Below are 26,694 nucleotides of genomic sequence, written 5' to 3'. Positions count from 1 at the left end.
TCCTCCTTATTAAGCTACTGTGTGTACACAACAACTCAAACAGACTTGTTGGTAGGGAACAATTGGGGACAAATAAGCAACAACAAGTAGCAAATACCAACAACGACGATGGAACAGCTTAATAATGCGTTTACCCTCTTTTTGAGCTTACTGGTAGAAGCAATTCCTTTCCTTTTGCTAGGAGTGTTGTTATCGAGCTTACTGCTGATTTTTATCGACGAAAGGTGGTTGATTACCCATATGCCCAAACATCCGGTGCTGGGGGCATTTGCAGGTAGTTGTATTGGCTTTTTGTTTCCGGTGTGTGAGTGTGGAAATGTACCTGTAGCCAGACGATTAATTATGCAGGGGGTGCCGATGCCTGTAGCGATTGGCTTTTTACTCGCCGCACCGACAGTAAATCCAATTGTAATTTGGTCTACTTGGATTGCTTTTCACGATCGACCGGAAATAGTAATATTGCGGGTGGTATTTTCATTATCAATTGCCACGATTGTCGGTTATGTTTTTAGCGTCCAAACAGATCTCAAACCGATTTTACAACCTGCGATCGCGCTGGGCACAATTCGCGCTCAACCAAAAATTAGTACTGGTTCTAGCCTCCTTGATGGCGGTGATTTTATGCTTGGTAGTGGTGGGGTAGCAGCCAAACGAATGACTCAAGATCTGATCCAGCCGCCGCAGAAATCACTACGCGCTAATTTCGATTTAGTCCTAGATAATGTCATCCAAGAATTACGAGAATTGGGTGGGATCTTAGTATTGGGTAGTGCAGTAGCAGCGGCAATCCAAACATTGACACCACGAGAACTGATCGTTAGTCTAGGTGAAGGGCCGATTTTGTCGATCGTAGTGATGATGATTTTGGCTGGTTCAATTTCGATTTGTTCTACTGTAGACTCATTTTTTGCCCTCTCTTTTGCGGCAACATTTACGAGTGGTTCCTTACTCGCATTCCTGGTATTTGGGCCGATGTTCGATCTCAAGAGTATTGGATTGATGTTGTCGATCTTCAAACCCAAAGCAATCTTTTATATATTTGCGATCGCGACTCAATTAACTTTTATATTAACCTTGTTCGTGAACTTCCATGTCAGTTAATCCCTCCACTCGCTCCAGTCTGCGAAAGTCGTGGTTAGATATTACGGCGGTAACAGCATGGGGAATCTTACTACTCAAATACGCGATCGACGGTACTTTATATATTCTCATTCATCCCAGTTACTATCTGCTCGTAACAGTTACGGGTGGCTGTTTATTATTCATTGGGATCTTGCAGAGCTGGAGACTAATTCGAGGGAAAATCGTTAGCCCTCAAGAACTGCATAGTAGTCTCCTGCCGCAAGGCGTAACCACAATGTTACTATTGGGTACCGCGATCGCTGGATTGATTGTTACTCCCAAATTATTTACCAGTCAGGCTGCCATTCAGCGCGGCGTATCTTCCGAAGTCACAGTTACCCGCAGCAAAGCCCAAGCCTTTAGTACCAATGTCAACCCCGAATCCAGAACCCTAGTAGATTGGGTGCGAACTATCAATAATTACCCCGAACCCGACGCATACTTAGGTCAAAAAGCTAATATTAATGGGTTTGTGTTTTATCCCAAAGAACTTCCCGCTAACTATCTGATGCTATCGAGATTTGTAATTACCTGCTGCGCCGCCGATGCCTATCCCGTCGCCATCCCTATCAAATTTTCAGGGACTCGTCAAAACTATCCCCAAGATAGTTGGTTTCAAGTCAAAGGCAAAGCGATCGTCGAAACATTTAACGGTAGTCGTCAATTAGTCATCGATGCTAGTGAAATTCAACCGATTTCAACACCTAAGAATCCTTATCAGGAATAGGCTTGCTCTAGGTTTCAGGCTTTAGGCTTTAGAATATCGTAGGGTGTGTTATCGCGGAGCGTAACGCACCAAAGAGTAGCTATCAACTATCAATTCCGTACCCTGTGAATAACCGTAAAGCTTTACTTCCAATCGATCGCATTGCCATCACGTTCATGGCTGTATTGGCGATCGTTACCCTGATCTTATTATGGAGTGGCGATCGCACCTTGCCACAAGTCCGTGATTTTAACTGGCAAGATCGCTCGATTAGTGCTGAAGACACTGCTTTTACCCTGACATTCAATCGAGCGATCGATCGTCCCACCGTCGAAAAACAACTCCAAATCCAACCCCCACTACCAGGGAAAATCAGTTGGGCGGGGTCTAGACTGGCTTATACGCTGAAAAACCCTGCCCCCTATGGGAATACTTTCAAAGTCAGTTTGCAAGGGGCTAGAGAGGCAATCGGTACCAAGAGAGGTAAGGAAATCGTCCCCTTTGAGGGGCAATTTCGGACACCCGATCGGATGTTTGCTTATATTAGCAGTGGAGCGACCGACCGAGGTCGGATCGCTATCTACAATTTCAAGACCAAAAAATCGACAACCATCAGTCCTGAAAACTTAGTTGTTACTGATTTTAAAGTAGACAGTCAGAGTCAGAAAATCATTTTTACGGCAACAGATCCTCAAACGATCCAAAATCGTCAACCCGCGATCGCTAATCAACAAGTTTATAGTATTAGTACCGGAATTGCCCCCAGAAACGCCGATAAAGACCAGCAACTTATGCTGTCTGGTAAATTAGAATTAATCCTCGATAATCGGGAATATCAAAACGTCAAATTTGACCTCTCACCCGATGGCAATAAAGTAGTCGTTCAACGAGTCAATCGCCGCAAATCCAGTGACTTCGCCCTCTGGGTAGTCGCTCTAGACAAATCGGCTCCGCCCACCAAACTGAAACAGAGCGGGGATTTTGTCATCACGCCAGATAGTAAACAAGTTGCCGCCGCCGTAGGGCAAGGAGTCTCGATCTTTCCACTGACACCGACTCAGAGTAGCAACCTCGACTTTTTACCCAAATTTGGCAACGTCCTGAGTTTTGCCAGTGATGGCACAGCAGCAGCCATGGTGGAATACAACAGCGACTATACCAAGTCCCTATTTGTCGTGGGCAACCAGGGGATCGAACAGCAGATTCTCAAGACTAATGGTTCGATTTGGGATGCGAAGTTTTCCCCTGCTAAAGATATCATCTATTGTTTGGCTACCGAACTGAAAACCAAAGATAATAGTAGTCAAGAAGAACCGTATTTAACCGCGATCGATATCAAAACTCAAAAAGTATTATTGATGACGCTGTTACCAATTCAGCAGGGAATTCAGATGAGTTTATCACCGGATGGATTAGCCGTGATGTTCGATCAGGCGGATAAAGGTGAAAGTGTCGATCGAATTATTCAAGGCGAAAGTAATGGGATCATGTGGCTATTACCCATTCCGTATAATATCCGCGAACTAACTACACCGATTAATCCAGATCGATTACCCTTTTCCGGTTGGCATCCTCGGTGGCTATCTTGAGAGAATGTTTTGGATTTATTAGCGATTTATAGATAGCTGAGAATATGCTCAAATTGCGAGATAAGTTTTAGCTAAAATTGCTGCTTGGGTACGATCTCGTAAATTTAACCGATTTAAAACATTCGTCACATGATTTTTGACTGTGCCTTCAGAAATGTATAATTGCTGGGCGATCTCGCGATTATTGGCACCGACAGCAATTAGTTTCAAGACTTCTAATTCGCGTGGGGTGAGTTCCGCCAATTCTGGCGGTAGCGTAATTTCGACTCGTTGGCGTAGCCTCGCCTCTGGAGAATCGATCCGATTGGCGATGACTTTTTCCATCATTCCTGGTGCCAGATGAGTATAACCAAGATTGACTGCTCGAATCGCCGCTGCAATCTCCTCAGACGGAGTATCTTTGAGCAGATAACCTTTGGCACCATATCCAATTGCTGCGGATACATACGTATCGTCATCAAAAGTGGTGAGCACTAAAACATTTACATGAGGAAATTGCTGACAAATTTGCTTGGTTGCGGTGACTCCATCCATCACAGGCATCCGAATATCCATCAATACTACATCTGGCTGAAGCTCTTTGACTCGATCGAGTGCAATTTGCCCGTTCTCAGCTTCAGCGACGATCTGGAGATCGGGTTCGAGTTCTAGCAAAGCTTTTAGCCCTTGGCGAATGAGATGCTGGTCATCTACAATCAGGATATTAATCATCGGGTTTTTGGGTGTTACGGGGGTAGTTAATCGACGATCCTCGATCTGGGAATAGTTGCCATAATCTGACAACCTCGATCGGGCGCACTAATAATCTCAAATTTACCTTGTAATGATAATACTCGTTCGCGCATTCCTTGTAAGCCAAATCCAGCCGTGTTGTTGCTGGGAATAAAGCCGACTCCATCATCGATGATGCGTAATTCGATCGCCGTAGCGAGAGTCCGAATCTCGATCTCGACTTGACTAGCTTGAGCATATTTACTGATATTTGTCAATGCTTCTTGAATAATGCGATAAAGAATTACTGCTACAGGTTGTTGTAAGTCGGGAGGTACAGCGACATAACATGCTGGTCGAATCTGATTTGATAGTTTAAATTCATCTGCTAGCTGATAAATTGCGGTGGGTAAATCTCGATCGTGGAGCGGGTCTGAGCGCAGAGTTGAGACAGACTGACGCACATCTCTCAACGCGATCGAACCCAGTCTTTTAGCCTCTAAGAGAACTTCACGAGATTTTTCTGGTTTGATGTGGGAAAGTTTTACCGCCATTTCCAAGTGTAGATTCAGAGCTGTCAGCGAGTGTCCGAGGGAGTCATGAATTTCGCGGGCGATCCGATTGCGCTCTTGTAAGCTGCCATTTTCCTCGGCTTTGAGTGCGTAGGTGCGAATGCGTTGATTGGCGATCTCTAGTTCTTCTTTAGCTAACTTTTCCGAGAAGATCCGATCTACTAATAATTGAAGACTGACCAATATCCCGCCAAATAAAAATACAAAACCCCACCGAAATTCCCCTCGTTCGCGGATTTGTCCGCCCTGCCGTGCTGTCGTTGGACGTGGCTGCGTCATCGAGGTTTCCGTCCGGTACGCTCGATTTTTAGAATAAGAATATTGACGATGGGAGGGAAATAAGTTCAGCGTAGTCAGGTACAAAGCAAAGATACCACCAGTAATCCACAATCGATATTCGCGCCCAAAGATCAGATAACTCCGAATTACCACGATTAGATATAGCCAAGCAACTGGGCGCATCCCGATCGCCGCCGCGATCAAGATCGGGATAATTTGCGCGATCGTGTACAACACTCTTATCGATCCTTTACCCGAAGGTAGGCGCAGTCCCATCACCGCGATCGATACCACAATCCCAATATTCAGCCATTTTGGTTCTAGCAATTGTCCATTCCGGGGAGCTACTTCCAGTGCCATTACCACTGCAAATAAAATCCACTCGATATACAGCAACAACCTTAATGGATGGCGCATGAAAAATTCAATCTGCATTCAAAATGGGTAATTAGGCTAGTGGGATAGTGAGTCACGGGGAACTAGGCAAGACTCGTGAATACGAGCGCGGAGATCGAGCCAAAAATTAGCAGATGCTATTTCTTCTAACATAGCTGTATTTGTTCCCGATCGAGCGTTACCTTTGTCATGCTTTGAGCGAGTTAAAGCCATGACTGAGGGTAGGTTAGATCGATCTGCGATCGTGACTTTGGCTGGATGTGCAAATAGAGTGACAAATTATAAGATAAGGACATGGAAATCACACCTAACTCCAACTCAAACCACCCGAATTCCCCAATGCTCACCAACCTAGCTAAACTACTACCACTACTAGCGATTGCGATTGCTGCACCTGTATTTGCGGCAAGTACCTACGCCAATCCCCATCCCGCTCGCGGACAGATTGCTTACGGCGAGATGGGCAAACGTGCAGACAATCTCAATCTCACTCCAGAGCAAAAGACCAAAATGGAGCAACTCCGAGCATCAACTCGCACTCAGATCGATGCAGTGCTCACTCCAGCACAACGTCAGCAACTCGCACAAATCAAAGCTCAACGCCAAGCCAACAAGCAGGGTGGGAAGGGAAGCTTAACCGCAGACCAAAGAGCCAAGCTTACAGCTATTCGTACCGCCAGCAAAGAGCAATTTAAGGCAATTCTCACTCCCGAGCAACAAGCACAACTAGGTGAAGGTGGTCGGAGGTGGGGCAAAGGTGGCTCCATGGCACAGTTAAATCTCACTTCAGACCAAAAAGCCAAAATGGAGCAATTGCGGGCAACTAGCCGCACTCAGATGGATGCAGTCCTGACTCCCGAACAGCAACAGCAAGCTAAAGGACGACGCGATCGACGTCAAGCAATGGGCAACACTTGGAAGAGGCTCAATTTGACCGCCGAGCAACAAGCACAAATCAAAACGATTCGTCAATCTAGCGATCGACAGTTAAACGCTATCCTCACCCCACAGTAAGCAAGCCAAATATAAATCTCACAGGCATGGAGATAAAAATCAATCGATCTAGTCTGGCTCAGATCGCGATCTTCGCTATGTCTTACTCTCAACTAATTATTTAATTTACAGCAGTTTACCCATGTTAAAGTTCATCACTCCACTCGCGATCGGGTTACTTACAGTTATTTCGATCGCCCCCAAGTCACAAGCCTTTCCGATCGATCTCCGTTCGATCTCGATCGGGCAGTCTTACCGAGATGCCCAGCCACGAATCGTCGTCAAGGTTGGCGGACAACCAGAATACCGTCGCCGTGAGTTTGAGCGACAACGCGAACGCGAAGCACGTCGCCGGAACTACCGTCACAGTCGCGGCGAATACCGTCGTGATGGTGAGTATCGACGTGATGGCGAATACCGTCGCGATCGCTAAGTAATACCTACTATCTAATTTGACACTGGTTTGGAAGTATCTCACTCACCTATTTAAAATTGGCATACTACGATGAGAAAAAATATTATTGCTGGATTAGCTCTACTTTGCTCTGCCGTTGCTGCTGTAGGCATGAGTACGCCAGCCAGCGCGCAATTGGGTCAAAATAGTATTGGGCCATCAGTGGCGATCGGTGGCGGACAAACTGCGATTAGAATCGATTCTAAATTTGGGATCGCTGACATGTAGTGGTACCCCTGAGTACCGATCGGGGTCAAGACACGACTATAACTCTTGGTGCTGGTTTTCGATTTTAAATCATCGTGATTACCTCTCGGCGCGGCTCCGCCAACGAGGGTGACTCGCAATCTCGATCGAGCTTATGAACGAGTCGAATCAAAGCAGGCGATCTTCGATCGCCTGCTTTCTAGTAGCTCGGCATAACAGTTTTTAAAAATTAAACCGACTCAAACCGTTGCCAGCTAAAGGCAGATAATAAATTATCGGTGCGCTGATGCCAGACTAAATCGGCGATGAGCTTGGCGGTAATCGGCGTTAACAAAATTCCATTCCGATAATGTCCGGTAGCTAAGGTTAGATTCGCATCATTACTCGCTCCCAGCATCGGTAATTCATCGGGTGTCGCTGGACGAAAACCCCACCAAGTTTCGTGCAGGGGAAAATCTTGGAGTGGGGGAAACAATCGCATCGCATTAGTCATCAGTTGCTTGACACCCTGGAGGGTATTATGCGGCGCAAATCCAACATCTTCACTAGTTGCGCCGATAATAATCCGACCATCTCGACGCGGCACGATGTAGATTTCCTCACCAAATAATACTTGTTGAAGGGGTAAATTAGCTCTATGCTCGATCGGTACTACTACCGATAACATTTGCCCCTTTCTCGGCACGATCGCGATCGGCAACAGTTGTTGCGACCAAGCCCCTGTTGCCAAGATATAATGCTGTGCAGACATTTCTCCCTGACTTGTCTCTAAATGCGTCACTCGTCCCTGACTGCGGTGAATGGTCGTAACTTTTACCCCATCTTGGAACTGTACGCCCACGGATCGACTGGCAATCAGCAGCGATTGAATTAAGGCGCGATTGTCAACTTGTCCGTCGGCTGGATACCGATAGCCACCCACAACCGACTGACTCAAACCTGCTTGATGCTGATGGATAGATTGGGTATCCAGCCAATCTATCCCCTGCTCATCGGTATAACGCGGTGCTAAAATCCCACATTGCCAATAACCAGCATCTACGCCTGAAATAGATTCGATTTTCTGTACCCATTCAGGATATAGATCTCGACTAGCCAAACATAAATCTAGCATCGATCCGATCGGCAATTGTTCTGCCTGTGGTGCCAACATCCCCGCTGCGGCATGACCTGCGGCAGCTTTGAAGCTTTGACACAAAATTGTCACTTTCGCACCGAGCAGGCGCAATTCGATCGCTGTGGCTAAACCAATTACACCACCACCAATGATAATAATTTCACTACCAGACTGCATCGATCGATTTTTCACAGCAGACACTTTGCCTAAGCTGCACCTAATGCGATCGAGTTTAACTCAGATTGCGATCGGATTGGCAGGAAATACTCCCATACCAGTGTCAAAGTAGCGAGCTAGGGTAGTGAGGAGATGGCTCGCACTGTTGGCGTTAGCCTATGGCGAATCAACAATTTGATTTCTTGAAGATTTATCAGTACCATTTTTCTCAGGAAATCAATTAGGATCGCTATATAAATGTAAATGATTAATTAAATTTTCCGGTGCTGCTGTCGTTGGCGAAGCCTACCGGAGGTAATCGCTCAGTGAGATCTAGTCGATCTAGGCGAGGAAACTAAAGGTTGATATTTTAGAGATCTACTAATGTCTCTACCCACGATGGTGCTTTGGAAATTGAATTGCCAAGTCGCTCGAACATCAATAATGCAACTAGATGTACGACAAAAACGTAGACAACACTGCTGAAGAAAATTAAGCCGATCGCGATAATTTGGACTACTGCCAGATTAGGTTCGGCGAGGATGCCCAGTTGAATGAAGATCCATTCCGCAAAATCTCGAATTCTCGCCATCAGATACATCCACAGATCTTCACCCAATAAGATCGAAGTCAACCAAAAGCGAAAGAACACCCCGATCGAGTCGAGCAAGGCACCGAGCGAGATCGACAGCAACCAGCCCGTCCGCCGTCGCCAACACGCCCCCAATTGGACGCCCATAATCCCATAGGGCATCACAAACAGAATACTCCGGCTCGGCCCCATCAATACTGACAACAATAACCCCGAAACTAAGGCGGTCATCCACCCTGCTCGATGTCCCCAGCGTAAATAAATCAACGCGATCGGAATTGGAAAAAAGATTTTAAAGATCGGCCCAACGGGAAAATAATAGTTTAATAACCAGAGTAAACTCGCGGTACTGGCTAAAAAAGCGGTTTCTACCAACACAATTGGTGGTTTGCTGGTGGCGGTACCATCTACTTTGGCTGCGGGCGGTTCGGGGGGCGATTGAGGAGGGAGAGCCAATGGATTAACTCGATCGACTGCACGATCGACTAAATAAGTTATGATGTAGGGACAGCTTTACAAGCTTGTCAGTTCTAATTGTAGATCGACTGACTGCCGATCTAAATAGTTCGTGCTTCAATTAATTAAGATTGCGTGTAGTCGAATTGAATAATGTTGTGGTAGATCGGCACTCAGCACCAACCAGAATAATCTAGACATGACCGCAGATACTGTCAATATCGCTCAAACGCTCGACCTCGATCCACATCACATCGAGATTCGGGCTGTGCGAGAACAAGAGATACAATTTGTAGCAGACATTATTACGCGCAGTTTTCATTTCGATCGGGGATGGATGGCTTGGTTCGCGCCGCTGTTCAAGCTAGGCATTGCCGAAGACCTCCGCCATCGCCTCCGCGCTCATGTACCTAGCTCCCCCCCCCAAAAGCAGCAAGTCTGCTCGATCGCCGTCCATACCGGACAGCAACAAGTGATTGGAACGATCGAAGTTGGTGTGCGGACGGCTAACAAATATCGTCAGGTAGACCCACATCGGTATGTCTATATCTCTAATCTAGCTGTCAGTCGCGACTTTCGGCGGCGCGGCGTGGCACAAAAGCTACTCAAAAGCTGCGAACAGCTGACCAAATCGTGGGGTTATCCAGATCTGTTTCTGCATGTGATGGGTGACAACGAGCGCGGGCGCAGTTTGTACGAAAAATTAGGTTATGAATTAGTTTCTAGTGAGGTTGTCTGGTCGCTCATCCCCTGGCATCGACCAGAGCGACTATTTCTCCGCAAACAACTAGAGCCGATTGTCGATCTGGGATATTATTCCGCAGACAAGGCACCACTGACTGTAGATCTTCTGGATGCTGAAGATTAATTGATAATTGCGGATGCACGCCCGCCTTTGTTCCCCGACGGTTTAGCGACACAAATCGCGCTGTAGGCGTTGGCGTAGCCTCTCCGTAGGAGTTACAGAGCGAGACGTGTCGCTAGACGTTTCCCTCAGCACTGCACGGGTCTCCCGAAGCGACGTTTGTGCGGGGTTGGGTTGCCAACCCAACCAGCTTCCCCCACAAAGCTCGCGCCCCAGTTGTGCGTTTGGGTCAAGACAGCGCACCAAGCAGATAATTGATAACTAGATTGTTCCGCTGGGGATTTCAACGAAGAACAAAAAATGGGGCTACTCACATCTTGCAACAGTAACAAAGTATTAGTAATAAGCTTAGATTCAGGGTACCCACAAGGGGCACCCCTACAGATTAATTGTGCAGGGTTGCCACTGTCTTGAGTGAAAGCCAGGGGTCGGGAACCTCCGCGTGATTTCAGTCGCTGTCTTATCGTGTTTTGATGCGGGGGAACCCCCGCATCAAAACGCCGCTTGTGGGTACCCTGGGTCTAAACTAAGCAATAGTATATTTCAACTGGTCAGATGTGAGGCTAAATAATCCCCAGGCGAGTCAAGCCGAGGACTGCACCCGTACCGAGCAGATGTCCGAAACTAACACCGCCAATTACTTGAGCTGCGGTTAAACCACCGACTAAAGCGGGGCCAACTTTTTTGGCTTTAGTTGATGCTAAAACACCCAGGATACTAGCAACCACCATCACGATCGCAATCGTGGGCGACCAAGGCTGACTCATCGGGCCTACAGCCGCAAGCAACAAGGTAGAATCCAACATAATAAGTTACTCCTGAAAAATTAGATCTAACAACAGCTTAAAGTATTCTATCCGCATTTTATGATAACTTTCGATCGCCAGAGTCCGATTACTCGACCCAGTTGAACATGAAAGTGTAAACTTATTTAAACCCGATTTAGTTAAATTACACCCACATTAGTTAATCCCAACACCAACCCAACGCCGAGCAGATGCCCAAAACTCATGCTGGCAATTAATTCGGCTGAGTCAAACCCAGCTAGATTCGGCACGATCTGGGCGTCTACAACACTTTTAGCAATATCAATGTGGCTGCCTCTTCGTCGTGCAAAGGTAAATCTGCCGATCGAGATCGCTACTAAATTGGCGATAATCATGACCAGTGCAGTATTAAATCCCCAAGGTTCAGTATGGGGAATAGCGGCAACGATTAAGTTATTTAACAAAGATTCACAGCTCCTAGATTAAAACTCATGCCACAATTATTAGTTAATGGTTGTCTCCACCAAATAATTCATGCTAATAATTAACACATATTACCAGAATTAGATACATTTCTTGATAATTGGAAAGCTAATGCGGATTAAAATTTGTGGAATTACCACTGTCGAACAGGGTACTCAGATCGCCCGCATGGGTGCAACAGATCTAGGCTTTATTTGCGTTCCGAGTTCACCCCGTTATCTGAAGCTAGCTCAACTCCAGACACTAGTTTCTGAGTTAGCAGGGGTAGCCAATACAGTTGGTGTGTTTGCCGATTTCTCTGTGGCGACGATCTCCCACGTCGTCGCCTTGACGAATGTAGCTACAGTTCAACTCCACGGTACGGAATCTGTCGAATTTTGTCAGGAATTGCGTCAAGCCCTACCGGATATAGAAATTATCAAAGCATGGCGGGTACGCAGCAGCAGCGATTTGGTAGCGATTCAAGCCTACAGCCAAGTCGTCGATGGTTTACTCCTAGATGCCTACGATCCCAATGCACTTGGAGGTACTGGGCAAACTCTCGATTGGGAGCAGCTATCGACCTTTAAGCCTTCAATCCCGTGGTTGTTGGCTGGAGGGTTAACCCCTGACAATGTTTGCACTGCTTTGAGCCAAATTTACCCAGATGGGATCGATCTCTCCAGTGGAGTAGAAGTCTCTCCAGGTGATAAAAATCTAGATTTAGTCGATCGATTATTTGTAAATTTGAGGAGTAGATTAGGCTAAAATAAATAATCAAGCACTAGCACTAATCCTCAATTTAGGTATACGAGCTAGGTCGAGACAGCAGCCATTACACAACGGCAATCTGAATTAGTTTGAGTCAGATCTAGATTTTAGGAGTCAAGAGGCGATCGAATGGATAGTAGTAAAGTCATCAATGCCGTCTCAGAAGTTAATGTTGTCGCTCTGCGAGCCGAAAGCATAGCTACAATCGATCGGTTACAAGCAAATCTCAATGATGAACTTACCGCTGATATCGAGAAAATTCAAGACCGATTGAATAAATCCTTTCGGCAATTTCTGTTAGCTCAAGAACAAGAACGGATGCCATTTTTGCAGCGAGTGATGACTTCGCATATTGAAAATATGGAGGATGAGCGAGGCTTTCCACCCCGACATCCATTTCATTGGTTTAAGTCTAAATTAGAGTTTAGTTCTACTGGTGTTTTGCAGTTTGATTTCAAAAAAGATGCTGAAGTATTTATGGAATCAGCCCTAAATCAGATCGAGACTGAAATCAAGGAACAATTAGTCGAGCAACAACAAGCCACAATCGATCGAGCCAATCTTACTCTGATAGAATTGCAACAGGCTTTGACTACTCAAATCCAACCCTTAACCAAAGCAAGAAGAATCATTAGTGATGAATATGTCAATAGTTTTATCCAAACAGATCGATTGATATTAAAGACTGTCGATCGCTTTTATTTTGTTAGTGGTGGTGTCAGGTTCAATTCTAAGCAGGAATTGATTTACAGCGAAGTCTGCGTCAGACCTTCACGTATTTTTGAGGGTATCGCTTCTTTGAAAGAAAATCGTAGTCAAGATAGCGACAAACCAACCCAATTAAAGTATGCCATTTCTTGCGATCGATTATTAGATTTAGTTAATGAATCGATCGCTCGATCGGTCAGACAAATTCAACAACAAACTCAAGCATATTTAGCTGAAGAATTAGTCCCGCAGATCGATAAATTGTTTCAAGGGTTGACAACATAGTCCCTTCCTAGTACTCGACGGCGGAAACATTTGGAGTCAGACCGAGATCCGGCTCCTGTTGGCGAAGTCGTACAGCACTTATTTTTTGTTGTATTCACTATATCAAAATAAGGCTTTCAGAGATCTAAAATCACTTCGCCAACAGTATCCGCTCGACTCGACCCCAACTTGGGACGAGATAAAAGAGCTGCAATCGCCCTAAAAACAGGAACAATCGATCGATTGCTCCTGTTTTGATTAATTGCAACTAATTAAATGATCGAGAAACTATTATTAGTTAAAGCAGGAGTGCCGACTAATTGCGCGATGCGGACTTGAGCGATACTGTCAGATCCATCAGCGTCAAAGAATAACACACCAGAGTTATTGTTGTAGATCAACCGTTGGTTGGCTGTAGTGGCTGCCGCGCCGATACCGAAGCGAATGGCATCGAGGACACCACCGATCGAGCTATCGGTACCGAAGGTACTATTACCACCAAAACCAGCACGGGAGATGCCGAAGCGATCTTCGCCGACGACAAAATCATTAATTTTGTCGTAGCCTTCATTGGGGGCATTGTAGACAAACAGATCTTTACCAGCACCGCCAAAGAGCAGATCCACTCCCAAACCGCCAGTAATGATATCGTCGCCCGCGCCGCCGTAGAGGCGATCGTTACCCGCACCGCCAGAGATGCGATCGTTGCCATTGCCACCTGTGAAGGTGTCGCTTCCGGCTGTCCCTTCGAGCGTGGCACCGAGGTTCAATCCCACAATAATTGGGTCGTGATCTGATGCCCGATAAATATCGGCATTGTACAGGCTGTTGACTTGACCTGCTGATTTGAACTCGGTGTTGTAATCTAATACCGTAGGCTCGTCGGCATTAATATGCCATTTTTCGGCACCAGTGACCTGACTTGCCAAGGTACTAGTAGCTAGAGCGTGGTCGAGCGAACCTGTCTGACCGTCGAAAACAAAGGAATAAGACGTGTTGGGTAGTAGATTGCCATACCCATCGGTGGCTAGGGCCGTGAGGGGGTCTTCTTGGGCATAGGCATTGAGATCGCCTAAGACGAGATAATCTGGGTCGTTAGTACCTGTCGGTTTAGTCGCTAGCCAAGTTGCCAAATCTTGAGCTTGACGGGTTCGCGTGCCATTAGACAAGCCTTGTCCGTCTTGGGCATCAGCATCGCCAGTACCACCAGAACTAGAGCCTTTGGATTTGAAGTGATTGGCGACAGCGGTAAATAGCTCGCCGCTGGCAGTTTCGCGGAAGGTTTGCGCCAGGGGTTTGCGACCGACGAGATTGAAAGCACCGGAGCCATAGCCGTCGGGCATGACTGCCGCAGCACCTACGGGGGTAACTTTACCTGGTTTATAAATCATCCCGACCGAGATCGCATCGGTACCGAGTCTGGTACCAGGATTGATAAAGGTGTATGTACCCGCTCCAGCAACTGCATTGAGTCCATCGACCAAATTCTGAATCGCACCTGCTTGAGTCGTACCATTCGCCCCGAAGCTATTATTTTCTAGCTCCATCAAGGCAAAAACATCTGCTCCCGAAGTGACGATCGCGTTAATTATCTTATCGCGCTGGCGGGTGAACTCGGTTGCTGTATTTGCACCACGCGGCTCAAAGGTCAATCCGTTGGTCGTAATATTGACATTCGTATCCAGATCGGTGAAGTAGTTGAGCACGTTGAAGCTAGCTACTTTGAGCGAACCACCAACGGCGGGAGCCACAGTCGGGCGCGGATTGGCTGGGGTAAAGTTGACTCCAGTAGATGTCTGAATCCGATACCCCTCAAAGCGTTCGTCCAAAATCCCCGTAATCGCGGCGACAGTATCGCCACTGCGGAGGGTATTAGTGGCACTGAGCGGATTGCCGTCCCGTCCAAAGACGATCGGGTCGGGATTTGAGATACCGCGACCGTCATCGAGATAGATCCGGCGGGTGGCTAGGCTGGCAACATAGGCTGCATAACCGCTGACGCTAGGCGCGTTGAATGAGGTATAGGCATCGAATCGGGCATCAGTGCCTGGTTGATTGCTAGCACCAGTGGCGGCGAGGACGACTTGTCCGAACCGACCGAGTTGGAAGTTTTCGGTGACGGTGAGGCTACCAGTAGCCGCGCTGATGTTCACGAGCATCCCTTCATAGCGTTCTAATGCTATCTGACTGGCGATCGGGAATTGAATATTGGTGACAGTTGGGAGGGTACTAGCACCGAGATTGGTGACATTGGTGAGGCTGTCTAGTTCTGTGAGGCTACTATTTCTGCCGCCACTAGCCGTAGTTGCTAGCTCTCGGACGGTACCCGTAATGCGGACTCGATCGCCGACATTACCAGCAAACAGTCCAGCGGTATCGAGTACAAAAATTGCTTCTGAGGTGGTCGCGTCGGCATCGGCATCGGCATCTTCTTCCTGGACATAGAAACCATTAAGATTGCTAGCTCCGAGGAAGGCACGGGTGACAATTCCTTCGATCGTCCGACTACCGCCAAAGGCGAAATTGAAAGTAGAAGCGCTGCCTTGAATATCGTGAATTTTAGTAATCGTCGGAACGCCAACTGCGGCACCCAGAGTGACAATTTCGCTGCGGGACTTTTGGAAGTTAGCGGCGACATCTTTGGCGATTTGCCCATCGCCGTAGAATACCGTATCGCCGTTATCGACGAGGAGTTGTAATGAAGAGATATCAGTTAAATTAGCTGGTACTTCCACGATCGATTCAAAACTACCGCCCACATTTAGGGCTGTCAGATAGATCGATCGCAATACCGGAGCATCTACCGCATTGCCCGTCCAGGTATACAGCCGGAAGTCGGCAGGAGCAACACCTGTAGCATCTCCACCCGGCCCCGCAATGATGACATATTGGTTGCTAGCATTTTTACGAATTTCGCGAATGCCGCGACCGCCCAAATCTAACTCAATCGGTGCCCCAAATGTCGCCGTATCACTGGTGCCACCGCCCGTTGCAGCCAGTAAAGCGGTGAAGTTGGTGACGGGGACGATTAGTGCCTGGGTGCGGCTGCCAGTTGGCTCCTGGGGGGCACGGAAGGCAACATAAGCCGTCGTATTATTGGGTGCAAATTCTAAACCCTCAATGTTGTAGCCGCTGTTGGTTTTGGACGAAACTCCCGCCGCCGCGCTTGCTGCTAGTCCGTAGTAATCCGCCCCTTTGCCGTGGCCGTTGGTGACATCCCAATTAATGATATCTGCGCGCAGAAAATCATACCGACCGATGTAGCTCAGACTGGTACTCGCACCCGCACCCGTAGTATCTGTTGCAAAGATCCGATCGCGATTTGGACGACTAGTTCCTGCTGGATCGGTATTACTTTGGGAACCCATCCAGTAGATGCGGTTGCCGACTTTGGCAGAGGCTTCGATGTCTACTTCGCGAGGAATGCCACTGCTAGTATCGGTTAAACCCAGTAATGAGGTGTAGTCAAAGGAATTGACAGCCAAGCCAGAGTTAGTGCGATCGTACAATCGGAGTGCTTGATTTTCATCATCACCGACTAACATATAGCTAGAGTCGATCGCGATCGCCGTCGAAGCATTACTCGCCCCAGTGAGGAAGCGACTGGTCGTCGCACCTGCTGCCGAAGCCGCGTATTTGATGACATAGGCACTAGTTGCCGTCCCATCGCTGACAGTGACGGTAATATCGCTAGTACCGACACCAGTAGGATTAATTTTAAGATTGCGACTGATGCCCGTACCAGTCACAGTCAGATTGGCATTGGTAACTACGCCTGAGTTACTGCTAGTCGCCGTCACAACTAGGGCGGCGGCGGCTGTCTCGGCATCGGCAACATTAAATTCGATCCCGATCGTTTTGGCAGGATCGGTAGGATCGTTGATGACACCGCTAATAAAAGCCGTCGGTGCAGTCGCTGGACTACTGTCGGGCGCGCTCAGGAATGCAGTAACGCGATCTGGATCGAGTGTTGTTTCGTTATCAGCAAAAATGGTCGGTGCTGTATTACCAACGACATCATTATCGACGATCGTGATGTTTTGCGCGATCGTACTACCCAAACTAATCCCCGCTGAGGGATTGCTCAGAGTCAGGGTGGCAATTTCGTTACCTTCAGCGAGAATGTCATCGACGACTTTAAATGTCGCCGTTCCAGTCGTTTGACCGCTGAGAATCGTAATCGTGATGCTGTTGGTGGTAAGACTATTGAGCGTATAATCGCCCGTCGTGATGTTAGTCCCCGTCACGGTCAATAGTACCGTGCGATCGGCTGTTACCTGACTAGAAGCTGTCGCCGTGACAGTAATCGCGGTTTGTCCGGCTTCGGTACCAGTATTACTGCTCACCGACAGATTGACAGTAGGATTGGATGCTACTGTCGGCGCAAAAGCCACACCTTTGAAGATCGTATTAGCCGAAGCCGTGGCTAGAGTCGTCAATGAGCCAGTCAGATTGCTGTTAAATGCTGTAGAGTCCGTAAACTTAACTAAAGCATTACCCGCAGCCGTGCCACTTGTGGCATAGAGATCGACACCACTACCATTGACAACACCAGTTAAGCCAGTGAAAGATCCAGTGATATTGCCTCTGGATGTCCAAGTACTGCCATTGAAAGAGTATTTGAGTAACCCATTGGCATTCGTTTGGTCGGCAACATATAGAGTATCGAGTCCAGCGACACCAGCATCGCGATCGAACAATACATAACCATAAGCATTAGCCGCAGTGGCTCCTGGCAATAGGGTCACTGTCTGCCCAGCAGTTGTCGGCAAACCCGTACCGACAGTGTTGACACCGATATTACTACCCGCAGCCGAAGAGTCATAAAGCTGACCGTTAAAAATATTAACGACGCGGGAGTTGAGGCCATTAAGTGCGGTTGAGGCACCAGTACTGCCAAAATTTACATAGCTCAGTCCGGTAGTCGGCCCAGCCACCCAAAATCCCGATCCGTCATTTGTCACCGCACTGCGGATATTATTCCCACTGTAAGCACTGTTGAGCCGCGTGCTGGTATCGATACTCCCCGCAGCATCGACTCTAGCCACAATCCGATTGACGGTGGCACTAGTAGTCCCTGTAACGCTAGCCGTACCGGGAGCTGCATCATAACCAACTAAAGTCAAATACCGCCCGTCAGCAGAGAGATTTAACGCCCCTTCCGATGCGGCGGTGCCGCTCTGGGTTAGGGTCTGATTGCTACCACTATCCACAGTCGGGAGGGCGATCGATTGTACTGAGGTACCCCCACCAGTGCTATATTCATCCAAAAATACTGCCGTTGCCACATTCGATAGTGTCGCACTACCAGTTCCCACCCGCAAAACGACGAGATTTCCACCTGTAAATGCTGCTAGCACTGAGTTGTAGGCTGCCATCGCCTCTACCTGGAATGCCAGAGGCGCGGTAATCTCGCCCGTGGCATATTCCAAATTCCAATTCCCACCCAAAACTACGCTACCAGTTGCGTCGTCAGAAGCGGCGATATCTGCACCTGTGGCTTGATGTAACTTGCGGACAAAATTTCGACCCACTTCGCCAGCCGCGACATTACAACCATAGAGCAAGATATCCGCACCTGGAGTCAGATGATTCGACCATTGAGCGAGGAGACTACTGTAGGTGGGAATAGTATCAGCGTTGAGTTGAGAGGTTCCCAGTTTGACCTCACCTGGCATACCGTGGGAAACTAGATATACAGTATCAAAGACACCAGACTCCAAAGCTTTGGTGATTTGGGAGATCCCATCTTGATTCGCATCGAGAATATTTAACTTAATATTGGCATCTAGCCCCTGAAGTAAACTTTCATAATCGGGAACCGTCGGATCGACAAATAAAATAGCACTCATTTTTAAATACTCATGTTAGTGGTGATAGAAGGCAGCGTTCTGTCGATCGAGTGCAGTAAGTTCATCACATTTAGCATGTAAGATGTGGGGTCTCGCTCTCCCATAGGGAAATAATCACAGGATCGACTTCAAGTTTTTACGCTATTTTTTTTAACCGCAGACAATTTACGTTTGAGCCTAACTACTGCAAATCCAGCGACAGCAGTACCGATGAAGCTAGCAGGTTCGGGTACCGCAGTGGCTGACGATACGGCAACGATATCCACCGCATAATTTGCAGTTCGACCGAAAAAATCACCGCTCCCATCAAAACCTTGCGAAAGGTTTGTTTTAGTTGGAAAGTCAAAAAATCTGCCGAATGTACTGATAACCGCTTGATAGTTTCCAGGCGATAGAGTAGCAGTGAAGTTTAAATCTTCCACCGCAGTGTACTCGTTGAAATAGTTACCGCTCGGAGTAAATATCGTCAGCACGGGGCTAAATCCCCCTGGCAATACCGTTCCCGCAGCATTAGTGCCGCCATTGTAGCTAAGGGATCTAAATCTTAATTCTGAGCCAGTTGAAGTAAACGGCAAGGAGGCGATCGCATCAGCATTAACCAACGATCCGGTGAAAGATACCCCATAAGCAGGCGCAACCAGCGTGACTCCAGTAGTTGCTGTCGTAATTCCCAATAACGTTGCAAGTGTAAATTTTTTCATTATTGTACAGATGAGCGTGTTCTTAATCGATAACTTCAATAGACTGGTACTAGAGCGTCAGCACCTCTAGATCTGGCAGCAAGCACCGCTTTTACAAGATGTGTTCTTAGCACCGAACTCAAGTTGGATTACCCAGTGCGATTCCTACTGGATGATACCCCGATCGAGGACGTAATTTTGTTATGGAATTTTCATTCACCTTCAACATTGTCAAATTACACCGATCTAACAACCGCCAGGGCGATTAGGACATCTCGACCATTACTGCAATACCCAAGGGCTTCTTGGAGAAGTCGGGGGTATATCCTAACAAGCTTGGCGGTTGCTATAAAGTAAAAAGGTATTAGAGACTTTCCGAGATCTCAATCGACTCAGACTCGATCGCGAAAAGTCCGAGCTGTCTAGGCGTACTGTATCGCAATGCTCCAGTAGACTTAGGATTGTTGAATCAAGCGAGAAAACAAACAGTCCCTGAACTGCCAGATTTAGCATCGCCCATCGTTCTAGCGGATTGTCTTGAGCGAATCCTCCTGCTTGATGACCATATCGGTAAAGATGCTCATCACAGTGCGATTGCGTAATTTGACATTAGCACTGAGCGACATTCCTGACTGGAGCGTAGCAGGTTTACCTTTGATAATTAGGTTCTGTTTTACTAGCTTAATTGTGGCGGGGAAACGCTCGTAAGGATGAGCTTGATCTGCGGGTAGAGCATCAGAACCGATCGATGTTAGCGTCCCTTTGACATCGCCAAATTCACTAAAAGGGAAAGAATCGATCCGCACATCGACAGGCATTCCCAACTTGACAAAGCCGATGTCTTTATTGCTAATAAATACTTTAGCATTCAAAATATCATTGGGCACAATTTTTAGAATTGGTTCGCTAGAAGTAGCCACAAATCCTGGTGTTCCGGCTTTGAGTTCAAATACCGTTCCACTCACAGGTGCTGTAATATTCTGATATTTGAGATTCATTTTTGCTTGACTGATTTGACTATTTAGATCGGCAACTTTGCGATCGATCTCGACAATTAGTTTATTGAGTTGTCCGTCAATTTCGGCAATCTGTCTATTATTACTCGCAATTTTTGCCTGTAAATCTTTGCTAGAAACCGCTACGCTATTTTTTAGCTTTTCTCGACTTTGATTGGTTGCCATCGTGAGGCGATTATATTCTCGATCGAGTTGACCGATTTCCTGCTGATTTTTTTTGATTTGTTGCTGTTGACTTTGGATTTCCAATCGAGAATTAGCGAGTAATTCTTGCTCATCCTGCACTAGTTTTTTGTATTGGTCATCGAGCTGCATTACTTCACCCTGACGAGCAATAACTTCCTGTTCCTGTTTGAGGACTTGGTTGCGTGAGAGTGCTCCAGCATCACCAGCAGGTTTCAAACTAGTCAGAATTGCTTGATTACTAGCTAGTAAACTTTGAGAAGATTGACGACGGTTGCGATTTTCTACCATTTGAGCGGCAATCTGAGATTTTTTGGCTGTGGCTTTAGCCTCGATGTTGGCAATCACCGCTTGAGAGTCAGTTAGTAACTCACTCGTACCTGCACGTTTGCCACGATTTTCGCGCATTTGATTGTCAACTTGACCGATCTCTAATTGACCGGAACTCACCCGCGAAGCTGCTTCTGCACGGCTCGATTCGAGTCGTTGGCGTTGTTCGGGGCTGAGGTTAGGATTAGTAGTACCATTAAGTTCGGCACGGTAGAGTTGGTTTTCGGCGAGGATCGAACTGCGGCTAGTAGTCAGAGCGAGGATTTCTGGGCGGACATTGAGCTTGGCTAATGTTTGGGGGTTAACTTTGTCGATTTCTTGACTGAGCAAGCTTTGATAAAAGCGGCTTTCCGCAGTCATCGAGTCAAGATTTGTTTGCAGAGATGCCAGTGTCGCTTGGGGAACGGTAGATTCCAAGCTCAACAAATTTTGACCTGCGGTAACTTTATCGCCATCTTTGATTAATACTTGTTTGACAACGCCCCCAACTGGTACCTGGACATCTTTGACTTTATCAGTTGGTTCGAGTTTTCCTTGCACGGCGATTGTTTCTTCCAGGGGTGCCAGACAAGCCCATGTGACCAAGCCAACTGTGATTCCTAAAATCGTCCAGACGATCCCCCGCGACCACCTGCGCGACTGCTGAAAGACAACTGACTGGATGACTTCGCCCGGTTGTTGATAAGTTGTAATCTGAGCGGGGTCTGCTTTGCGGAGGGGTTCGATCTTCCGTTTGGCAATTTTGCCAGCATCGGTCTGAGGTAAATCTGGTTGTTGGTTATTGGTGTTCATGATGAAATAAATATAAATAAAATATTTAGAAAGTTACCACACAGCGATTTGAAGGCGAACGTACTAGCGCGACAAAAATCTAAGTTGGGAAAATAATATCGGATTATCGAGCGGGTTGTCTGTAATGCAGCGATCGTTACAGACAATCGATCTACCCCACTACGTCTCTAGTTGAAGTTGTAAATAGCCTAGCACAATGACAGAGATTGAAGTTCGGGATTGACAGTGAGTCACTATACAATAGAAGACTAAAGCAAAAAATCGATCGTACCCGCAGTTATGACAGCTACCATCAAACCCACAGATCGCCTTGTCAGTCAATTGGTAAATAGCTTACTCTCCATCAAACCAATCGCCAAATTTGCCAAATACCAAGCACGGGAATTAATTATCAAACGGGCGGAGTCGATCGGTGTAGCTTGGCGGGATGATGTGAAGTTTTTGCGATCGCGAGGTGGGGAGTCGCCATTGTCGCCGCAGTGGGCAGCGGATTTGGCTCGGATTACCAACAACCATCTGGACTATCCTGAATATTATCTCACTTCCTTTCATGCTTACGAGCAGGGAAATATGAGCTGGGATGCCGCGATGGAAGTAGAAGTCGCCGCTTACTCGGTTCACGCCAAAATTTTTGCCGAAACTGGAACGACTGGAGATACTCAGCTCCGCCAAAGTTATCACGATTTAGTCGTCCAAGCTCTACCCAACCCACCTCAAAATATTCTCGATATCGGTTGCAGTGTGGGGATGAGTACATTTGCGATGCAGGAGGTATATCCTCAGGCGCAGTTGACAGGGTTAGATCTATCACCTTACTTTCTATCGATCGCCAATTATCGATCGCAGCAAAAACAATCCCAACAGATTAATTGGGTTCATGCCGCTGGGGAAGCGACTGGTTTACCCGCACATAGTTACGATTTGGTATCGCTATTTTTGATCTGTCACGAACTACCCCAGACAGCTACCCGCGAGATTTTTGCTGAAGCCAAACGTCTGCTCAAACCAGGCGGACAGATTGCGATTATGGATATGAATCCAGCGTCGGATATCTACGCACAAATGGCACCATATATCCTGACGTTGCTCAAGAGTACCGAACCCTATCTCGATCGTTATTTCACGCTCGATATCGCCCAAACATTAATCGATGCAGGTTTCCAAGCCCCCACAATTACCGCCAACACACCCCGCCATCGCACCGTAATCGCCACAGCCTAAAAAAATCCCCTCCAAGGAGGGGTGCCCAAAGGGCGGGGTGAGTTAGATCTCCGCCACCCACCACCATTGTCCAACTGTTTCACCGACCCAAACCAATATAATCCTGCAACGCCTTGACCTCCAACGGCTGGGATTGGAGCGACTTAATCGCCGCCGCAGTTGCTTTGGCACCCGCGATCGTCGTGACTATCCCGATCTTGTAAACTAGAGCCGTGCGGCGAATCAATTTGCCATCTGCTTGAGCTTCCTCACCGGATGGGGTGTTGATAATCAGTTGAATTTGACCGTTTTTGATGATGTCTACCACATGGGGGCGACCTTCATGGAGTTTCAGTACTGACTCGACGACTAAACCATGTTCTTCTAGTACCTTCTGAGTACCAGAAGTAGCGACGATCTTGAATCCCAGATCGATCAAATCGCGAACTACAGGGACAACTGCTAGTTTATCGCGATCGTTCATCGAAACAAATACCTTCCCAGTTAAGGGCAACTTCTGTCCCGCTGCGAGTTCGGCTTTAGCATAAGCGCGTCCAAAATCGATATCGATGCCCATGACTTCGCCAGTCGATCGCATTTCGGGGCCTAAAATGGTATCGGTACCTGGAAACTTGTCAAAGGGTAAAACGGCTTCCTTAACAGCAATATGGGTCGGAATCACTTCCTCGGTATAATTCAAGCCTGCGAGTGTTTCCCCAGACATGATTCTGGCAGCATAACCAGCCAAAGGCACGCCCGTCGCTTTCGCCACAAATGGCACCGTGCGAGAAGCGCGGGGATTTGCTTCGATGATGTATACCTGCTCACCTTGGACGGCAAATTGGATATTCATCAACCCGATTACCTTGAGAGCCTGAGCTAGTTGGATCGTCCACTCCCGAATCGTGGCTACCGTATTATCTGTCAACGATACATAGGGGAGCGAACAAGCCGAATCCCCAGAGTGAATCCCCGCTTGCTCGATATGCTCCATAATCCCGCCGATTACCACCATCCCAGATGCGTCCGCGATCGCGTCTACATCGACCTCGATCGCATTCTCCAGGAACTTATCGATCAAAATGGGGTGATCTGGCTCCACCAGTACCGCATAGGTCATATAGCGTTCCAGCTCGGTATCCGAATAGACGATTTCCATCGCCCGCCCGCCCAGTACATACGAGGGACGCACCACCACCGGATACCCGATCCGATTAGCCACATGGAGCGCATCCAGATAACTCCGCGCCATCCCATTCTCCGGCTGCTGAATCCCCAACTGGCGCAACACCAACTCAAACCGTTCCCGATCCTCCGCCATATCGATCGAATCAGGACTAGTCCCCCAAATCTTCGTCCCCACAAACCCCCTCTCTGTCTTGGAAAGGTGCTCCACTTGTCTGGTCGGGTCACCCGCCCAGTTGGGAAACCCCAAGACCGCACTTTCCGCCGCGTTCTCCTTACTCTCCGCGCCCTCTGCGTCCAAATACTCCTGCAACGGTACCGCCAACTTCAACGGAGTCTGTCCGCCAAACTGAATAATAATCCCCTCCGGCTGTTCCGCCTCGATGATATTAAGCACATCTTCTTTTGTCAACGGCTCAAAATATAACCGATCGCTAGTATCATAATCGGTCGAAACTGTTTCAGGATTGGAATTGACCATGATCGTCTCAAATCCCTGCTTACTCAGCGCGTAAGCAGCGTGACAGCAACAGTAGTCAAATTCGATCCCCTGACCGATCCGATTTGGGCCACCACCGAGAATCATTACCTTCCGGCGATCGGAAGGAATAACTTCGGTTTCTTCCTCGTAGGTAGAATAGTAGTAAGGCGTTTCAGCTTCAAATTCGGCAGCGCAGGTATCGACTAATTTATAAGCGGGAATTACGCCTAGTGATTTGCGATAAGTGCGGACGATATCTTCATGAGTTTTAGTTGCATAAGCAATCTGCCGATCGCTAAATCCTTGCCGTTTGACATCCCACAATTGAGTTTTAGTTAGAGCTGTTAATTGTTGGGTTTTGAGGAAGGATTCGGTGGTTAATATCTCCTGCATTTTATCGAGAAACCACGGATCGACACCTGTGAGATCGTAGATATCTTCGAGGGACATCTTCAGTTGCATCGCATGGCGGATACTAAAGATCCGCTCTGGGGTAGGAATCCGCAGTAGCGAACGGACTTGCTCGATCGAGGGAAGCGATTCATCGCGATCGCAACCCCAGCCAAACCGCCCGATTTCGAGCGATCGCAAGGCTTTTTGAAATGACTCTTGGAAGGTGCGACCGATCGCCATTGCTTCGCCGACTGACTTCATTTGAGTTGTCAGTGTTTGGGAAGAACCTGGAAACTTTTCAAAGGCAAACCGAGGAATTTTGGTAACTACATAATCGATCGTCGGTTCAAAGGAAGCTGGCGTTTTTTTAGTAATATCATTGGGAATCTCATCGAGAGTATAACCCACTGCTAACTTCGCGGCAAATTTAGCGATCGGGAATCCCGTTGCCTTAGAAGCTAACGCCGAACTCCGACTGACGCGTGGATTCATTTCGATGACGATAAATTCGCCTGTATCGGGATGGACTGCAAACTGAATATTAGAACCCCCCGTCTCTACCCCAATCTCGCGAATGATCTTAATCGACGCATCGCGCAACCGCTGATACTCTTTATCTGTCAGCGTTTGGGCGGGCGCGACTGTAATCGAGTCTCCGGTATGAATCCCCATCGGATCGATATTTTCGATCGAGCAAATAATCACCACATTATCCGCTAGATCCCGCATCACTTCTAGTTCGTACTCCTTCCAGCCCAGCAGAGATTTCTCGACCAAAATCTGATCTACAGGCGAAGCTTCGAGTCCAGTTTGAACGATCGCTTCAAACTCCTCTTGATTGTAAGCGATCCCCCCTCCGGCACCTCCCATGGTATAGGCGGGACGAATAATCAGTGGGTAGTTCCCGATCTGTTTAGCGACTTCCCGTGCCTCTACAGGGGTGGTAGCGATGCCTGAGGGACAAACTGGTACGCCGATCCGCGCCATCGCCTCTTTAAATAACAGCCGATCTTCGGCCATTTCGATGGCGGGTAATTTCGCGCCAATTAATTCGACCCCATATTTTTCCAATACTCCAGATTTTGCTAGAGTCACCGCGATATTTAGAGCCGTCTGTCCCCCCATCGTCGGGAGCATGGCATCGGGACGTTCTTTGATAATTACTTTTTCGACAAACTCTGGCGTTAGCGGTTCGATATAAGTGCGATCGGCAGTGTCTGGGTCGGTCATAATGGTCGCAGGATTGGAATTGACCAAAATGACGTAATAACCTTCCTCACGCAGTGCTTTACAAGCCTGGGTGCCAGAATAGTCAAATTCACACCCTTGACCGATCGCAATCGGCCCAGAACCTAAGAGTAAGATTTTGTGTATGTCAGTCCGGCGAGGCATAAG

At 47.6% G+C, this 26,694-nt stretch carries 21 protein-coding genes; 10 read left to right on the top strand and 11 right to left on the bottom strand.

From position 1 onward, the window contains the following. Nucleotides 1–108: 108 nt before the first annotated feature. The 3 genes from ACEW9J_RS16785 to ACEW9J_RS16775 all read left to right on the top strand — a co-directional run bounded on the left by ACEW9J_RS16785 (nucleotide 109) and on the right by ACEW9J_RS16775 (nucleotide 3,417). Complete coding sequence (locus tag ACEW9J_RS16785; RefSeq protein WP_373546250.1) at nucleotides 109–1,101, top strand: permease; 993 nt, start codon at nucleotides 109–111, stop codon at nucleotides 1,099–1,101. Next, nucleotides 1,091–1,849: a TIGR03943 family protein gene (locus ACEW9J_RS16780; protein ID WP_373546249.1), complete on the top strand. Its 759-nt coding sequence runs from the start codon at nucleotides 1,091–1,093 to the stop codon at nucleotides 1,847–1,849. The genes ACEW9J_RS16785 and ACEW9J_RS16780 overlap by 11 nt, the downstream gene beginning before the upstream one ends. A 104-nt stretch (nucleotides 1,850–1,953) precedes the next feature. Next, on the top strand, nucleotides 1,954–3,417 hold the full coding sequence (locus tag ACEW9J_RS16775; RefSeq protein WP_373546248.1) for a hypothetical protein: 1,464 nt from the start codon (nucleotides 1,954–1,956) through the stop codon (nucleotides 3,415–3,417). A gap of 48 nt (nucleotides 3,418–3,465) precedes the next feature. Here the strand turns inward: ACEW9J_RS16775 and ACEW9J_RS16770 are convergent, their stop codons facing one another. The 3 genes from ACEW9J_RS16770 to ACEW9J_RS16760 are packed head-to-tail and all read right to left on the bottom strand — an operon-like array spanning nucleotide 3,466 to nucleotide 5,588. Next, nucleotides 3,466–4,128, bottom strand: coding sequence for a response regulator (locus ACEW9J_RS16770; RefSeq protein WP_373546247.1), 663 nt, complete (start codon nucleotides 4,126–4,128; stop codon nucleotides 3,466–3,468). 26 nt (nucleotides 4,129–4,154) lie between these two features. Continuing rightward, on the bottom strand, nucleotides 4,155–5,414 hold the full coding sequence (locus tag ACEW9J_RS16765) for a sensor histidine kinase (protein ID WP_373546246.1): 1,260 nt from the start codon (nucleotides 5,412–5,414) through the stop codon (nucleotides 4,155–4,157). 18 nt (nucleotides 5,415–5,432) lie between these two features. After that, entirely contained in the window at nucleotides 5,433–5,588 is a 156-nt protein-coding gene (locus ACEW9J_RS16760) for a hypothetical protein (protein ID WP_373546245.1), read from the bottom strand. 126 nt (nucleotides 5,589–5,714) lie between these two features. Between ACEW9J_RS16760 and ACEW9J_RS16755 the strand changes: the two genes are divergently transcribed. The 3 genes from ACEW9J_RS16755 to ACEW9J_RS16745 all read left to right on the top strand — a co-directional run bounded on the left by ACEW9J_RS16755 (nucleotide 5,715) and on the right by ACEW9J_RS16745 (nucleotide 7,050). After that, nucleotides 5,715–6,389, top strand: coding sequence for a Spy/CpxP family protein refolding chaperone (locus tag ACEW9J_RS16755; RefSeq protein ID WP_373546244.1), 675 nt, complete (start codon nucleotides 5,715–5,717; stop codon nucleotides 6,387–6,389). A gap of 121 nt (nucleotides 6,390–6,510) precedes the next feature. Continuing rightward, on the top strand, nucleotides 6,511–6,801 hold the full coding sequence (locus ACEW9J_RS16750; protein WP_373546243.1) for a hypothetical protein: 291 nt from the start codon (nucleotides 6,511–6,513) through the stop codon (nucleotides 6,799–6,801). A 72-nt stretch (nucleotides 6,802–6,873) separates the two neighbouring features. After that, nucleotides 6,874–7,050, top strand: a complete 177-nt coding sequence (locus tag ACEW9J_RS16745; protein WP_373546242.1) for a hypothetical protein — start codon at nucleotides 6,874–6,876, stop codon at nucleotides 7,048–7,050. 208 nt (nucleotides 7,051–7,258) lie between these two features. On the opposite strand, the gene thiO is transcribed toward ACEW9J_RS16745, so the two are convergent. After that, the gene (gene thiO, locus ACEW9J_RS16740; RefSeq protein ID WP_373546241.1) at nucleotides 7,259–8,347 is read right to left on the bottom strand and encodes a glycine oxidase ThiO; all 1,089 of its coding nucleotides are present in this window, start codon (nucleotides 8,345–8,347) and stop codon (nucleotides 7,259–7,261) included. Nucleotides 8,348–8,672: 325 nt separating this feature from the next. After that, nucleotides 8,673–9,350, bottom strand: a complete 678-nt coding sequence (locus ACEW9J_RS16735) for a DUF2232 domain-containing protein (RefSeq protein WP_373546240.1) — start codon at nucleotides 9,348–9,350, stop codon at nucleotides 8,673–8,675. Between the two features lie 199 nt (nucleotides 9,351–9,549). Between ACEW9J_RS16735 and ACEW9J_RS16730 the strand changes: the two genes are divergently transcribed. Then, nucleotides 9,550–10,218, top strand: a complete 669-nt coding sequence (locus ACEW9J_RS16730) for a GNAT family N-acetyltransferase (protein ID WP_373546239.1) — start codon at nucleotides 9,550–9,552, stop codon at nucleotides 10,216–10,218. A 560-nt stretch (nucleotides 10,219–10,778) separates the two neighbouring features. On the opposite strand, the gene ACEW9J_RS16725 is transcribed toward ACEW9J_RS16730, so the two are convergent. Together ACEW9J_RS16725 and psaK are read right to left on the bottom strand one after the other, a co-directional pair. After that, nucleotides 10,779–11,021 (bottom strand): photosystem I reaction center subunit PsaK, encoded by a 243-nt coding sequence (locus ACEW9J_RS16725; RefSeq protein ID WP_373546238.1) that lies wholly within the window; start codon nucleotides 11,019–11,021, stop codon nucleotides 10,779–10,781. A gap of 140 nt (nucleotides 11,022–11,161) precedes the next feature. Beyond that, complete coding sequence (gene psaK, locus ACEW9J_RS16720) at nucleotides 11,162–11,446, bottom strand: photosystem I reaction center subunit PsaK (protein WP_373546237.1); 285 nt, start codon at nucleotides 11,444–11,446, stop codon at nucleotides 11,162–11,164. Between the two features lie 130 nt (nucleotides 11,447–11,576). Between psaK and ACEW9J_RS16715 the strand changes: the two genes are divergently transcribed. Further along, nucleotides 11,577–12,212 carry a phosphoribosylanthranilate isomerase gene (locus tag ACEW9J_RS16715; RefSeq protein WP_373546236.1) on the top strand — a complete coding sequence of 212 codons (636 nt, stop codon included), beginning with the start codon at nucleotides 11,577–11,579 and terminating at the stop codon, nucleotides 12,210–12,212. Nucleotides 12,213–12,344: 132 nt separating this feature from the next. After that, nucleotides 12,345–13,208, top strand: coding sequence for a hypothetical protein (locus ACEW9J_RS16710; protein WP_373546235.1), 864 nt, complete (start codon nucleotides 12,345–12,347; stop codon nucleotides 13,206–13,208). A gap of 251 nt (nucleotides 13,209–13,459) precedes the next feature. On the opposite strand, the gene ACEW9J_RS16705 is transcribed toward ACEW9J_RS16710, so the two are convergent. The 3 genes from ACEW9J_RS16705 to ACEW9J_RS16695 form a co-directional block, all read right to left on the bottom strand. After that, entirely contained in the window at nucleotides 13,460–19,039 is a 5,580-nt protein-coding gene (locus tag ACEW9J_RS16705) for an ExeM/NucH family extracellular endonuclease (RefSeq protein WP_373546234.1), read from the bottom strand. 128 nt (nucleotides 19,040–19,167) lie between these two features. Further along, entirely contained in the window at nucleotides 19,168–19,740 is a 573-nt protein-coding gene (locus tag ACEW9J_RS16700; protein WP_373546233.1) for a DVUA0089 family protein, read from the bottom strand. A 503-nt stretch (nucleotides 19,741–20,243) separates the two neighbouring features. Beyond that, nucleotides 20,244–22,040 (bottom strand): HlyD family efflux transporter periplasmic adaptor subunit, encoded by a 1,797-nt coding sequence (locus ACEW9J_RS16695; protein WP_373546232.1) that lies wholly within the window; start codon nucleotides 22,038–22,040, stop codon nucleotides 20,244–20,246. A gap of 279 nt (nucleotides 22,041–22,319) precedes the next feature. Here ACEW9J_RS16695 and ACEW9J_RS16690 point away from each other — a divergent pair, with 279 nt between their 5' ends. Continuing rightward, a complete protein-coding gene (locus ACEW9J_RS16690) occupies nucleotides 22,320–23,261 on the top strand; it encodes a class I SAM-dependent methyltransferase (protein WP_373546231.1) in 942 nt (313 codons plus the stop codon). 79 nt (nucleotides 23,262–23,340) lie between these two features. Here ACEW9J_RS16690 and carB read toward each other — a convergent pair whose 3' ends face one another. Further along, on the bottom strand, nucleotides 23,341–26,691 hold the full coding sequence (gene carB / locus ACEW9J_RS16685) for a carbamoyl-phosphate synthase large subunit (protein ID WP_373546230.1): 3,351 nt from the start codon (nucleotides 26,689–26,691) through the stop codon (nucleotides 23,341–23,343). Between the last annotated feature and the right edge of the window lie 3 nt (nucleotides 26,692–26,694).

This window comes from Chamaesiphon sp., from assembly GCF_041737865.1.
GTDB lineage: Bacteria > Cyanobacteriota > Cyanobacteriia > Cyanobacteriales > Chamaesiphonaceae > Chamaesiphon.
This window is presented reverse-complemented; position numbering and strand designations above follow the sequence as displayed.

Bases quoted from the DNA above. Each gene is read 5' to 3' on its own strand.
- ACEW9J_RS16700 (WP_373546233.1), bottom strand. From the start codon at position 19,740: ATGAAAAAATTTACACTTGCAACGTTATTGGGAATTACGACAGCAACT.
- ACEW9J_RS16770 (WP_373546247.1), bottom strand. From the start codon at position 4,128: ATGATTAATATCCTGATTGTAGATGACCAGCATCTCATTCGCCAAGGG.
- ACEW9J_RS16705 (WP_373546234.1), bottom strand. From the start codon at position 19,039: ATGAGTGCTATTTTATTTGTCGATCCGACGGTTCCCGATTATGAAAGT.
- ACEW9J_RS16785 (WP_373546250.1), top strand. From the start codon at position 109: ATGGAACAGCTTAATAATGCGTTTACCCTCTTTTTGAGCTTACTGGTA.
- ACEW9J_RS16725 (WP_373546238.1), bottom strand. From the start codon at position 11,021: ATGTTGGATTCTACCTTGTTGCTTGCGGCTGTAGGCCCGATGAGTCAG.
- ACEW9J_RS16695 (WP_373546232.1), bottom strand. From the start codon at position 22,040: ATGAACACCAATAACCAACAACCAGATTTACCTCAGACCGATGCTGGC.
- ACEW9J_RS16690 (WP_373546231.1), top strand. From the start codon at position 22,320: ATGACAGCTACCATCAAACCCACAGATCGCCTTGTCAGTCAATTGGTA.
- ACEW9J_RS16780 (WP_373546249.1), top strand. From the start codon at position 1,091: ATGTCAGTTAATCCCTCCACTCGCTCCAGTCTGCGAAAGTCGTGGTTA.
- ACEW9J_RS16760 (WP_373546245.1), bottom strand. From the start codon at position 5,588: ATGGCTTTAACTCGCTCAAAGCATGACAAAGGTAACGCTCGATCGGGA.
- ACEW9J_RS16715 (WP_373546236.1), top strand. From the start codon at position 11,577: ATGCGGATTAAAATTTGTGGAATTACCACTGTCGAACAGGGTACTCAG.
- ACEW9J_RS16750 (WP_373546243.1), top strand. From the start codon at position 6,511: ATGTTAAAGTTCATCACTCCACTCGCGATCGGGTTACTTACAGTTATT.
- ACEW9J_RS16745 (WP_373546242.1), top strand. From the start codon at position 6,874: ATGAGAAAAAATATTATTGCTGGATTAGCTCTACTTTGCTCTGCCGTT.
- ACEW9J_RS16710 (WP_373546235.1), top strand. From the start codon at position 12,345: ATGGATAGTAGTAAAGTCATCAATGCCGTCTCAGAAGTTAATGTTGTC.
- ACEW9J_RS16755 (WP_373546244.1), top strand. From the start codon at position 5,715: ATGCTCACCAACCTAGCTAAACTACTACCACTACTAGCGATTGCGATT.
- ACEW9J_RS16765 (WP_373546246.1), bottom strand. From the start codon at position 5,414: ATGCAGATTGAATTTTTCATGCGCCATCCATTAAGGTTGTTGCTGTAT.
- ACEW9J_RS16730 (WP_373546239.1), top strand. From the start codon at position 9,550: ATGACCGCAGATACTGTCAATATCGCTCAAACGCTCGACCTCGATCCA.
- carB (WP_373546230.1), bottom strand. From the start codon at position 26,691: ATGCCTCGCCGGACTGACATACACAAAATCTTACTCTTAGGTTCTGGG.